The following is a 12,021-nucleotide window of genomic DNA, read 5'->3' as shown; positions in this document are numbered from 1 at the left end:
GGGCCGGCGGCGGGAGGCGGCTCAGTGGATGAGCATTCCGCCGTTCACGTCGAGGGTGACGCCGGTGAGATAGCTGCTCAGCTCGCTGCCGAGGAAGACGACGGCACCGGCGATGTCGGCCGGCGCGCCGAGCCGGGCCAGCGGGATCGACTCGGCGATCTCGGCCTTGCGCTCCTCGGTGAGCTTGCCCTTGATGATGTCGGTGCCGATCAGGCCCGGCGTGATGCTGTTGACGCGGATGTTGAGCGGGCCGTATTCGCGCGCCATGGCGCGCGCCAGGCCGAGCACGCCGGCCTTCGCGGCCGAGTAGTGCGGCCCGCCGAGGATGCCGCCGCCGCGCTGGGCCGACACCGACGAGATGCAGACGATCGAGCCCGACTTCGCCTCGATCATCGCGGGCAGCACCGCCTGCGACATCTGGAGCGTGCCGCGCAGGCTCACGTCGAGCACCGCGTCGTAGTCGCTCGGCCTGATGTCGAGCGTCCTGATCGGCTGGGTGATGCCGGCGTTGTTCACGAGGATGTCGATGCGGCCGTAGGCGGCCAGCACCTCGGCGGCGGCGGCGTCGCAGGAGGCCTTGTCCACCACGTTGGCGACAAGGCCCAGATGGCCCTCGCCGAGCAGCTTCGCGGCCTGGGCCGGTTCGGCGCGTTCGAGGTCGAGGATGACGACCCGGGCGCCGTGCTCGGCCATCAGCCTGGCGGTGGCGAATCCGAGGCCGTTGAGGCCGGCGCCGCCGGTGATTACGGCGACCTTGTCCTTGAGCAGCATGCGTCTGTCTCCGATTGCGTTGCTTGGGTGGAGCGCATGCTGCTGGCCGCCAAACATGAAGACAAACGATAAGATTTCAGGGTTGGATGAAACTTTGTCATGTCGCGATGCGGCTCAGGGATAGCCCCGTAGCGCGTTCGCGCCAGACCTGAAGGCGCTTGCATGGCCCACCTGCCACCCCTGTCCACCCTGGTCGCCTTCGAGACGGTCGCGCGCCGGCGCAGCTTTGCGCTCGCCGCGATCGAGCTGCATCTCACGCCGTCGGCGGTGAGCCATCAGATCGCCAAGCTGGAAGGCTTTCTCGGCGTGAAGCTGTTCGACCGCTCGGCCCAGGGCGTGAAGCTGAGCGCGGCCGGCGAGGGCTATCTGCGGCGGGTGGCGGGCGCGCTCGGCGCGATCGGCGCCGCCACCGAGGATGTGCGCCAGGGCGTGCGCAACAGCCTGTACGTGCATGTGTCGCCCAGCCTCGCGAGCCTGTGGCTGCTGCCGCGGCTGGCGGACTTTGCGCAGGCGCATCCGGGCATCTCGCTGTTCATGTCGGCGTCGCACACGCACAGCGATTTCGCGCTCGGGCAGGCCGATCTGGATGTGCGCTACGGCATTCCGCAATGGCCGGATCTGGTCGTGACGCCGATGTTCACCGAGACCATCCTGCCGCTCGCGAGCCCGGCCTTCATCGAGCGCTGGGGCCTGCGCGAGCCGGCCGACCTGCTCGGCGTGCCGCTGATCCAGAGCACGGTGAACATCGTGCAATGGGCCGACTGGCTCGCGCGCCAGGGCGTCGAGCAGCTGCCCGAGCGCTTCGCGCTGCGCTTCGACCGCGCCCAGCTCGCGATGGACGCGGCGATCCAGGGCCTTGGCATCGCGCTGGAAAGCAGCGTGCTCGGTGCTGGTCACATCGCGGCGGGCAGGCTGGCGCCGGTGTTCGATCCGGCGCTGTCGCCGCAGGTCGAGGCGCACTTCCTCGTGTATCCGGCGCGGCACGGCAAGCGGCCCGAGGTGGCGGCTTTCGTGGCGTGGGTGGGGCAGCAGGCGGGCTGAGGGCGGGCCTCGGCCGTGCTGCGGCACGAACCGGCACCACCGCCCGCGCATCCCTGCGCGGCATGCGCTTCGTGCCGCTTGAGCGGGCCAGGCTTCTGTCGTTGAAAGTTTTCCGCAGGCTTTCGAGCCAGCTCGCGATCGTTCGGAAATCCGTTCCGCCGGCACCGGCAGGAAACGGGCGCCACCCCCATCGGGGAAATTCCCTCGCCGCCCCGCCTTGAAATGCGCGTGTGCCGTCCCTATTATTAGCACTCGCCTGGGGTGAGTGCTAAATGCATGACGCAGCGGCCGATCCGGCCCCGTCATCGTGGCATGCGCCCCGGTTTGCCCTCGACGGGCAATGCCGGCAGGTGCCCATCGGCATCGCCGGCACGCAAAGCCGAAGTGGCAATACCACCGCATTCAAGGAGCGTTTCGCATGAATCTTCGTCCCCTGCACGATCGCGTGATCGTCAAGCGTCTCGACAACGAAACCAAGACCGCCTCGGGCATCGTCCTGCCGGACAACGCCGCCGAGAAGCCCGATCAGGGCGAAGTCCTGGCCGTCGGCCCGGGCAAGAAGAACGACAAGGGCGATGTCGTCGCCCTGCAAGTCAAGGTCGGCGACCGCGTCCTGTTCGGCAAGTACGCCGGCCAGACCGTCAAGGTCGACGGCAACGAAGTGCTGGTCCTGCGCGAGGAAGACCTCTTCGCGATCGTCGAAGCCTAAGTCGGCTTTCGCACCAGTCAGTTCACCCAGAATTCAGAGGTAATACACATGGCAGCCAAGCAAGTTCTGTTCGCCGACGACGCGCGCGCGAAGATCGTCAACGGTGTCAACATCCTGGCCAATGCGGTCAAGGTCACGCTGGGCCCCAAGGGCCGCAACGTGGTGCTGGAGCGCTCGTTCGGCGCCCCCACGGTGACCAAGGACGGCGTGTCGGTCGCCAAGGAAATCGAACTGAAGGACAAGTTCGAGAACATGGGCGCCCAGCTGGTCAAGGAAGTCGCCAGCAAGACCAGCGACAACGCCGGTGACGGCACCACGACCGCCACCGTGCTGGCCCAGGCCATCGTTCGCGAAGGCTTCAAGTACGTCGCCGCCGGCTTCAACCCGACCGATCTGAAGCGCGGCATCGACAAGGCCGTCGCGGCCATCGTTGCCGAAGTGGCCGTCATCGCCAAGCCGACGACCACCAGCAAGGAAATCGCCCAGGTCGGCTCGATCTCGGCCAACAGCGACAGCGACATCGGCCAGATCATCGCCGACGCGATGGAAAAGGTCGGCAAGGAAGGCGTCATCACCGTTGAAGACGGCAAGAGCCTGAACAACGAACTCGACGTCGTCGAAGGCATGCAGTTCGACCGCGGCTATCTGTCGCCGTACTTCATCAACAACCCGGAAAAGCAGGTTGCCGCCCTCGACAACCCCTACATCCTGCTGCACGACAAGAAGATCTCGAACATCCGCGATCTGCTGCCGGTGCTGGAACAGGTTGCCAAGGCCGGTCGTCCGCTGCTGATCATCGCGGAAGACGTCGAAGGCGAAGCGCTGGCCACCCTCGTGGTCAACAACATCCGCGGCATCCTCAAGACCGTTGCCGTCAAGGCGCCGGGCTTCGGTGACCGTCGCAAGGCCATCCTCGAAGACATCGCCATCCTGACGGGCGGCGCGGTCATCGCCGAAGAAGTCGGCCTGACGCTCGAAAAGGCCACGCTGGCCGATCTGGGCCAGGCCAAGCGCGTCGAGATCGCGAAGGAAAACACCACGCTGATCGACGGCTCGGGCGACGCCAAGAGCATCGAAGCGCGCGTCAAGCAGATCCGCGCCCAGATCGAGGAATCGACCAGCGACTACGACCGTGAAAAGCTGCAAGAGCGCGTGGCCAAGCTGGCCGGCGGCGTTGCGGTCATCCGCGTCGGTGCCGCGACCGAAGTCGAAATGAAGGAAAAGAAGGCCCGCGTCGAAGATGCGCTGCACGCCACCCGTGCCGCCGTCGAGGAAGGCGTGGTTCCTGGCGGCGGCGTGGCTCTGCTGCGTGCCCGCTCGGCCGTCAAGGCCGTGGTCGGCGACAACGCCGATCAGGACGCCGGCATCAAGATCGTCCTGCGTGCCGTCGAAGAACCGCTGCGCCAGATCGTCGCCAACGCCGGCGACGAGCCGAGCGTGGTCATCAACAAGGTGCTGGAAGGCACCGGCAACTACGGCTACAACGCCTCGAACGGCAGCTACGGCGACCTGGTCGAACTCGGCGTGCTGGACCCGGCCAAGGTCACCCGCTCGGCGCTGCAAAACGCCGCCTCGGTTGCCGGCCTGATCCTGACCACCGACGCGATGGTGGCCGAGCTGGCCGAAGACAAGCCCGCGCCGGCGCCGCATGGCGGCATGGGCGGCATGGGCATGGACATGTAATTGCCCCTTCCGCAACGCGGCGCCCTGGCGCCGCAGCGGCTGCAAGGAAAAGCCTGCCGGGTTATCCCGGCGGGCTTTTTTTACATTCGGGGCGGAAGCTGGCTGGTGTTCCGGGATTGAATGCGGCTGGTTTCGACAACGGAGATACCCATGTCCCAGGATGAACGCATGGCGATCGAGCAGGTGCTGGCCCGGCTCGCAGCCCTCGATGCGCGCCAGGGGCCGATCTCGCATGTGGACATCGCACCGATCCTGGCCGAGCTGCGCGAGCTGGTCGAGCCGGTGGCGCGGGTGCGGCTGGCCTGAGTCCGCCTCACCCGAATGCGGGCGCCGGCGCCGAACCGCCTAGACTTGCGGGTTTGGCAAGACGACCGGAACCGCCCATGAGCTTCAATTCCCTGCTGCGTTCGCGCTGGACCAATGCCAACACGCTGCTCTGCGTGGGCCTCGATCCGGATCCGCATCGCATCCCGCCGCAACTGCCGCGCAATGACGCGCTGTTCCAGTTCTGCCGCGTGATCGTCGATGCCACCGCCGACTACGCCTGCGCCTTCAAGCCGCAGTTCGCGCATTTCGCGGCCCAGGGCGCCGAGGAAGTGCTCGAAGAACTCATCGACTACATCCACAACGCGCATCCCGGCATTCCGGTCATCCTCGACGCCAAGCGCGGCGACATCGGCAGCACCGCCGAGTACTACGCGCGCGAAGCCTTCGAGCGCTATCGCGCCGATGCGGTCACGGTGAACCCGTATCTGGGCGCCGACTCGGTCGCGCCCTATGCCGAGCATGCGGACAAGGGCGTCATCGTCCTGTGCCGCACCTCCAACCCGGGCGGCAGCGACCTGCAATTCCTCGACTGTGGCGGCACGCCGCTGTACCAGCACGTCGCAAGACTGGTCGCCGGCAAGTGGAACAGGCACGGCAACTGCGGCCTGGTGGTGGGCGCCACCTATCCGGCCGAGCTGGCAAAGGTGCGCGAGATCGTCGGCGACATGCCGCTGCTGATCCCGGGCATCGGCGCCCAGGGCGGCGATGTGCTCGCCACCGTGCGCGCCGGCCGCACCGGGGATGGCACGGGGATGATCATCAGCAGCTCGCGCGCCATCCTGTATGCCGGCTCGGGCGACGACTTCGGGGCGGCGGCACGCATCGCGGCGATGGCCACCCGCGACGCCATCAACGAAGCGCGCGGCTGAGCGTCCCCCACCCATCAAGCAGGGAGATCGTGGCATGCGCATCCTCATCGCGGAAGACGACAACACGCTCGCCGACGGCCTTCAGTCGACGCTGCGCCAGAGCGGCTTTGCCGTCGACGTGTTCAAGAACGGCGCCCAGGCCGACGCGGTCCTCGCGTCGCAGAGCTATGACCTGCTCATCCTCGACCTGGGCCTGCCCAAGATGCCCGGGCTCGAAGTGCTGCGCCGGCTGCGCGCGCGCAATTCGCGGCTGCCGGTGCTCATCCTGACCGCCGCCGATTCGGTCGAGGACCGGGTGCGCGGCCTCGATCTGGGCGCCGACGACTACATGGCCAAGCCGTTCGCGCTGAGCGAGCTGGAGGCGCGGGTGCGCGCGTTGGTGCGGCGCGGCGTGGGCGGTGGGCCGACGCTGCTCAAGCACGGCCCGCTGTCCTTCGACTCGGTCGGACGGATGGCTTACCTGAATGAAGTGCCGCTGGAGCTGTCGGCGCGCGAGCTGGGCATTCTGGAGGTGCTGCTGCAACGCACCGGCCGGCTGGTGAGCAAGGAGCAATTCGTCGACCAGCTCTGCGAATGGGGCGAAGAGGTGTCGAACAACGCCATCGAGGTCTACGTGCATCGGCTGCGCAAGAAGATCGAGGCCGGCGGCGTGCGCATCATCACCGTGCGCGGGCTCGGCTACTGCCTCGAAAAATGGGTCGAGCCGAGCGAGCCGCAGCAACCTGCCGCCTGATGGGCGAGCGTCACGGCCTGCCCGCCGCACCCACGCCCGAACCGGCGCCGCCGCCCGATCTGACGGCCGCCTACACCGCGCTGGCCGCGGCACCGCCGGCCAATCGCGCGCTGCTCGACGAGGCGCCGATCCGGCCCGCGCCGTCGCCGGCCGACGAGGCCGATCCCAATCCCCAGGCCGCGCCCTACTCGCTGTTCGGCGAAATCCTCGACTGGATGCTGGCGCCGCTGCTGCTGCTGTGGCCGATGTCGATCGCGGTCACCTATCTGGTCGCGCAGTCGATCGCCAACACGCCGTTCGACCGCGCGCTCGAAGCCACGGTGCGCACCCTGGCCCAGCAGGTGCAGGTGCGCGACCACCGGCTGGTGTTCGACTTCACCGAGGCGGCGCGCGAGATCCTGCATGCCGACGACGCCACCGGCGTGTACTACCAGGTGTGGAGCGCCGACGGCCAGGTGCTGAGCGGCGACCGCAATCTGGCGCCGCCATTTCCGCCTGGCGTGCATGTGGAGGACGAGATGACCGTGCGCGGCATCGTCCGCTTCCGGCCCGAAACCATGGGCGACGACCAGCTGCGCGTGGCCTCGCTCTATCTCGATCCGAGCGTGTATGCCGGCGCCGAGGAAACCGCCGACGCGCCGGTGCTGGTGCAGGTGGCCGAGACGCTGGAGAAGCGCGCCCAGCTCGCCAGCGAGATCGTCAAGGGCGTGATCCTGCCGCAGTTCCTCATCCTGCCGATCGCCGTGCTGCTGGTCTGGGCCGGGCTGTCGCGCGGCATCCTGCCGCTCAACCAGTTGCAGCGCCGCATCCGCGCCCGCTCGCCCGACGACCTGAGCCCGATCAATCCCAACGACGCGCCCGAGGAGCTGCTGCCGCTGATCGAGTCGTTCAACGATCTGCTGGCGCGGCTCGACACCACGGTCACGCGGCAGCGCCGCTTCATCGCCGACGCCGCGCACCAGATGAAGACGCCGCTCGCCGGCCTGCGTACCCAGGCCGAACTGGCGCTGCGCGAGCACGACCCGGCCGAGCTGCGCCGCCGGCTGCACAACGTGGCCGACAGCACCGACCGCGCCACGCGGCTCATCAACCAGCTGCTGGCGCTGGCCCGCGCCGAGGCGCAGACCGTGCAGGCGCCGCCGCTCGAATCGGTCGAGCTGGTGGGGCTGGCGCGCGACGTGGTCAGCGACATGTTCGAGCGCGCGCTCGACAAGCACATCGACCTCGGCCTGGACGCGCCCGACGAGCCGGTGCCGGTGCTGGGCATGCCGGTGATGCTGGCCGAGCTGGTCAAGAACCTGGTCGACAACGCGCTGCGCTACACGCCGCCGGGCGGCGCCGTCACCGTGCGCATCACGCCGGGCCAGGGCCAGGCCGCGCTGGAGGTGGAAGACACCGGCCCCGGCGTGCCCGAGGCCGAGCGGCCGCTGGTGTTCGAGCGCTTCTACCGCGTGCTCGGCTCGGGCCAGGATGGCTCGGGGCTGGGGCTGGCCATCGTGCGCGAGATCGCGGTGCAGCACGGCGCCGAGATCCAGCTCACCTTCAATCCGCGCGCGCCGGCCTTCCGCGCCGGCGCCACCGAAGACGAACTGCGGCTGCCCGGCTGCCTCGTGAGCGTGACGCTGCGCTCGGCCTTCGAGACGACCTGACGCGCCGCAAGCCGCCATCGGCGCGCGCCAGCTGCGCGCTGCCGCCGCGCCGGCCGCCGACGCCGCAATGCCGCCATTCCCACGCGCGCGCCAGCGCAATCGCACCGCGCGCCGGGCGTGCCGCCGACAGTTGCGCGCCGGCGTCATGCCGACCATGGACCGGTCCAGCCATCCCGGCTGGCGCCCGGCCTGCGGGCCAGCCGCGCCGGCCGCACCGGAGTCATGCATGAAGAAATCGCGTCCCGTCCCTGCCACCGCCGGCAATGCCAAGCTCGCCGCGCTCGATGCCGACCGCCTGCCGCGCGATCTTGAGCACATCACCACCCAGCAAGGCCTCAAGGTCGAGGACGACGCCAATTCGCTCAAGGCTGGCCTGCGCGGCCCGACCCTGCTCGAAGACTTTGCGCTGCGCGAAAAGATCACCCACTTCGACCATGAGCGCATTCCCGAGCGCGTGGTGCATGCGCGCGGCGCGGCGGCGCATGGCTACTTCGAGAGCTATGGCGACTGGTCGGCCTTTACCGCCGCCAGCTTTCTGAGCCAGCCCGGCAAGAAGACGCCGGTATTCACGCGCTTCTCCACCGTGGCCGGCTCGCGCGGCTCGACCGATGCGGCGCGCGATGCACGCGGCTTCGCCGTCAAGTTCTATACCGACGAAGGCAACTTCGACCTCGTCGGCAACAACATCCCGGTGTTCTTCATCCAGGACGCGATCAAGTTTCCCGACCTGATCCACGCGGTAAAGCCCGAGCCGCACAACGAGATTCCGCAGGCCGCGAGCGCGCACGACACCTTCTGGGACTTCATCTCGCTCACGCCCGAGTCGACGCACATGGTGCTGTGGGTGATGTCGGACCGCGGCATTCCGCGCAGCTTCCGGATGATGGAAGGCTTCGGCGTGCACAGCTTCCGGCTGGTCTGCCCCAAGGGCACGTCGCGCTTCGTCAAGTTTCACTGGAAGCCCAGGCTCGGCGTGCATGCGCTGGCCTGGGACGAGGCGCTCAAGATCAGCGGCAAGGATCCCGACTTTCATCGCCGCGACCTGTGGGAAGCCATCGAGCAGCAGCGCTTTCCGGAATGGGAACTGGGCGTGCAGATCGTCGAGGAGGCCGATGTCGAGCGGCTCGGCATCGATCTGCTCGATCCGACCAAGCTCATCCCCGAGGAGCGGGTGCCGGTCACGCGCCTGGGCCGCATGGTGCTCGACCGCAATCCCGACAACTTCTTTGCCGAGACCGAGCAGGTGGCCTTCCATCCGGGCCATGTGGTGCGCGGCATCGACTTCAGCGACGACCCGCTGCTGCAGGGCCGGCTGTTCTCGTACACCGACACGCAGCTGCTGCGGCTCGGCGGCCCCAACTTTGCGCAGCTGCCGATCAACAAGCCGGTCTGTCCCTTCCATCACCATCAGCGCGACGGCCTTGGCCAGCAGACGATTCCAGTCGGCCGCGTGAGCTATGCGCCGAGTTCGCTGGAGACCGGCAAGCCGGTGCATCTGGGGCTGCTGGAGGGCGGCTATCGCAGCTTTCCCGAGCCGGTCGAGGGCACGAAGCTGCGCGGCAAGCCGGCGTCGTTTGCCGACCATTACTCGCAGGCGCGCCTGTTCTACCTGAGCCAGACGCCGGCCGAGCGCAAGCATTTGCAGAGCGCCATCGCCTTCGAGCTGAGCAAGGTCGAGGCGCTGCATGTGCGCGAGCGGATGGTGGCCAATCTGGCCAATGTCGATCCGGAACTGGCGGCGGCGGTGGCCGATCCGCTCGGGCTGGTGGCGCCCGCGCCGGCCGGCGAACTGGCCGAGGTCGTGCCGTCGCCGATGCTGTCGATGATGCGCGGGCCGGGCCCGATCGACGGCCGCAAGGTGGCGCTACTGGTCGCCGACGGTGCCGACCATGCCGCCGTCGAGCTGCTGAAGTCGGCGCTGGCCGGGCTGGGTCTGGTGGCGCAGCTGGTCGGGCCGTCGCTCAAGCCGCTGGCGGGCAGGAGCGGCACGCCGCTGGCGCCCGATTTCACCTTCGAGAACAGCGCAGCGCTGTTCTTCGATGCGGTGGCGCTGCCGGGCGGTGCGGCCAATTGCGCCGCGCTCATGGCGATCGGCAAGGCGCGGACCTTCGTGGCCGAGGCCTATGCGCACGGCAAGCCGATCCTCGCCTTCGAGGGCACGGCGCCGCTGCTGGCCGCGGCGGGCTTGCCGCAGAGCGCGGCCGGCCCTGCGAATCCGGCCGAAGGCGTGTTCGTCGAGCCGGTCGCCGGGCCCTTGCTGCAAGGCTTCGCCGAGGCGCTTGCACTGCATCGCATCTGGGAGCGCAGCGGGCTGGAATCGATCGCGATCTGAGCCTGCCAATGGCTGAAAACGCCCGATTTTCGGCCTCCGACCCTGGGGTACCATGCCCTGCCCCAGACGGAGAACCAGACAGATGAGACGCTTACGACGCAACGACCGTTCGGGCGCGGGCCGCGGCAGCGGCCTGCTCGTGCGGCTCGCGACCGCGGCTTCGGCCGCCGGCAGCCGCATCGAGGATGTGTGGTGGGACCGTCGCCTTGGCGAAGCCATCAAGCCGCTGCTGACCAATGTCGGCATGCACACCATCGAGACCTCGCTCGAACGCCTGGGCCAGACCAATCCGCGCGCCTACGACCTGCTCGCCGACGCGGTCGAATGCGCGGTCGAGAGCGCCACGGTCACGCACGAGGGCGCCCAGTTCGACTGCCTGATGTTCCTCGCGCCGGTGCTGGCCTGGTCGCGCGGCCGCATCCCGAGCGGCAAGCTGCGCGAGGCCGATCTGGCGGTATTGCGCACCCAGCTCGGCGCCCATGTGTTCGCGCCCGAGGCGCGCATCGGCCTGGCCGACCGCATCTACACGCCCGACCAGCTGCCCGGCTCGTATGCGCAGGAGGTGCAGCTGGCGCGCGCGCTGTTCGGCGTGGCGCTCAAGAACGGCAACTACGCCCAGCGCGCCGACCAGGTGCCGGAGGCGGTCGATTTCGTGTCCGACGCGCGCTATGTGATCGGCGCGGTGGCGGTGCCGGCCGGCACCGAGATGTTCATCTACCAGGGCGAGGAAGCCACGCTCGAATCGAGCGCCACCGCCTGGGCCGAGCAGGGCCACGGCGCGCTGGTGCCGATGCTCGTCGGCTGTCAGTTCGAGCTGATGCCGCCGGGCGCGTTCTACTCGTCGCTGCGGCGGGTCGACCAGACGGCGCGCGTGTTCTATCTGCGCGCCGGGGTCGAGTTTCTGGGCACGATGCTCACGCGCGAGCCGGATGCGCTGAGTGCCTCGTTCGGGCCGTTTCACGACGGGCAGATGGTCGAGTACCGCATCGGCCTCACGCTCGGGCGCAGCGAGGAGGTATTCCACGGCGTGGTCTGGCCGGTGCTGAGCGATGCCGACCTGGAAGAGGCGCCGCAGCAGATCCGCACCCTGCTGACCGAGCTGGGCGTGAATCGCATCGTCGAGCATGAGCACCGGTTTCCGCTCGAGTTCAGCGAGGAGTACGGCGATCCGCTGTTCCCCAATGCCCAGGGCGAGCTGGTGCGCGCCGAGCTGCCCGAGGATGCCGAGCCGGCGCCGGTGCATCTGCACTGAGGCGCGCTGGCGCGGGCGTTGAATCAGGCGGCTTCGGCCGCCTTTTTCTTTGCGCGCCTGGCGGCCGGCGCGGCGGTGTCGGCGGCGGGTGCAGGCTTCTTCTTCGCGGGCTTCCTGGCCGGCAGCAGCGGTTCCTGCGGCAGATAGGGATCGGCGATGCGGAAGCGCTTGAGGATGCGCGTCTCCAGCGCTTCCATCGCGTCGGCCTCGGCATCGGCCTCGTGCTCATAGCCGCAGGCGTGCAGCACGGCGTGCACGATCATGTGGGCGCAGTGGTGCTCGAAGGTCTTGCGCTGGGCGCTGGCCTCGCGCGCCACGACCGGCACGCACACGACGATGTCGGCCTCGATCGGCGCGGCGTTGTCCTCGATGTCGTGCAGGTTGAAGGTGAGCACATTGGTGGCGTAGTCGCGGCCGCGATGGTCGCGGTTGAGCGCGCGGCCTTCCCTGGCGCCGGTGAAGCGCACGGTGAAGCTGGCGTCGCGCGGCTGGCCGGCGTCGGCCAGGCCGGCGAGCAGCGCCGATCTGGCCCAGCGCCGGATGCGGTCGCGCGCGGGCAGTTCTTCCACGCGCAGCGGCGGCGCGTACTGGACGGCAAGGTGAAGGGTCGGAGCGGCGGCGTCGGGCATGGCGGTGTCTGGGGAAGGGCGGTGGC

Annotated in this window: 11 protein-coding genes; 9 read left to right on the top strand and 2 right to left on the bottom strand. The window is 68.8% G+C overall.

Features of this window, described 5'->3' with window-relative positions:
* Positions 1 to 21 precede the first annotated feature (21 nt).
* Positions 22 to 771, bottom strand: coding sequence for an SDR family NAD(P)-dependent oxidoreductase (locus B9P64_RS02710; protein ID WP_085314735.1), 750 nt, complete (start codon positions 769 to 771; stop codon positions 22 to 24).
* A 162-nt stretch (positions 772 to 933) separates the two neighbouring features.
* On the opposite strand from B9P64_RS02710, the gene B9P64_RS02705 reads away from it, so the two are divergent.
* The 9 genes from B9P64_RS02705 (at position 934) to B9P64_RS02670 (ending at position 11,366) form a co-directional block, all read left to right on the top strand.
* Positions 934 to 1,812, top strand: a complete 879-nt coding sequence (locus B9P64_RS02705) for a LysR substrate-binding domain-containing protein (RefSeq protein WP_085314734.1) — start codon at positions 934 to 936, stop codon at positions 1,810 to 1,812.
* 418 nt (positions 1,813 to 2,230) lie between these two features.
* Positions 2,231 to 2,521: a co-chaperone GroES gene (gene groES, locus B9P64_RS02700; RefSeq protein WP_085314733.1), complete on the top strand. Its 291-nt coding sequence runs from the start codon at positions 2,231 to 2,233 to the stop codon at positions 2,519 to 2,521.
* Between the two features lie 48 nt (positions 2,522 to 2,569).
* A complete protein-coding gene (gene groL / locus B9P64_RS02695) occupies positions 2,570 to 4,204 on the top strand; it encodes a chaperonin GroEL (RefSeq protein WP_085314732.1) in 1,635 nt (544 codons plus the stop codon).
* A 150-nt stretch (positions 4,205 to 4,354) separates the two neighbouring features.
* The gene (locus tag B9P64_RS24885) at positions 4,355 to 4,510 is read left to right on the top strand and encodes a hypothetical protein (RefSeq protein ID WP_176256696.1); all 156 of its coding nucleotides are present in this window, start codon (positions 4,355 to 4,357) and stop codon (positions 4,508 to 4,510) included.
* Positions 4,511 to 4,587: 77 nt separating this feature from the next.
* The gene (gene pyrF / locus B9P64_RS02690; protein WP_085314731.1) at positions 4,588 to 5,400 is read left to right on the top strand and encodes an orotidine-5'-phosphate decarboxylase; all 813 of its coding nucleotides are present in this window, start codon (positions 4,588 to 4,590) and stop codon (positions 5,398 to 5,400) included.
* Between the two features lie 34 nt (positions 5,401 to 5,434).
* Entirely contained in the window at positions 5,435 to 6,133 is a 699-nt protein-coding gene (locus B9P64_RS02685) for a response regulator (RefSeq protein WP_085314730.1), read from the top strand.
* Positions 6,133 to 7,782 carry a sensor histidine kinase gene (locus B9P64_RS02680; RefSeq protein ID WP_085314729.1) on the top strand — a complete coding sequence of 550 codons (1,650 nt, stop codon included), beginning with the start codon at positions 6,133 to 6,135 and terminating at the stop codon, positions 7,780 to 7,782. The genes B9P64_RS02685 and B9P64_RS02680 overlap by 1 nt, the downstream gene beginning before the upstream one ends.
* Before the next feature lie 226 nt (positions 7,783 to 8,008).
* Positions 8,009 to 10,114 carry a catalase gene (locus B9P64_RS02675; protein ID WP_139826108.1) on the top strand — a complete coding sequence of 702 codons (2,106 nt, stop codon included), beginning with the start codon at positions 8,009 to 8,011 and terminating at the stop codon, positions 10,112 to 10,114.
* A gap of 82 nt (positions 10,115 to 10,196) precedes the next feature.
* The gene (locus tag B9P64_RS02670; protein WP_176256695.1) at positions 10,197 to 11,366 is read left to right on the top strand and encodes a DUF2863 family protein; all 1,170 of its coding nucleotides are present in this window, start codon (positions 10,197 to 10,199) and stop codon (positions 11,364 to 11,366) included.
* A 23-nt stretch (positions 11,367 to 11,389) separates the two neighbouring features.
* Here the strand turns inward: B9P64_RS02670 and ybeY are convergent, their stop codons facing one another.
* On the bottom strand, positions 11,390 to 11,995 hold the full coding sequence (gene ybeY, locus B9P64_RS02665; RefSeq protein ID WP_085314727.1) for an rRNA maturation RNase YbeY: 606 nt from the start codon (positions 11,993 to 11,995) through the stop codon (positions 11,390 to 11,392).
* Positions 11,996 to 12,021 lie beyond the last annotated feature (26 nt).

The sequence above is a fragment of the Derxia lacustris genome, assembly GCF_002105195.1.
Lineage (GTDB): Bacteria > Pseudomonadota > Gammaproteobacteria > Burkholderiales > Burkholderiaceae_E > Derxia > Derxia lacustris.
The sequence above is the reverse complement of the archived record's forward strand: the minus strand, read 5'-3'. Positions and strand labels throughout refer to the sequence as shown.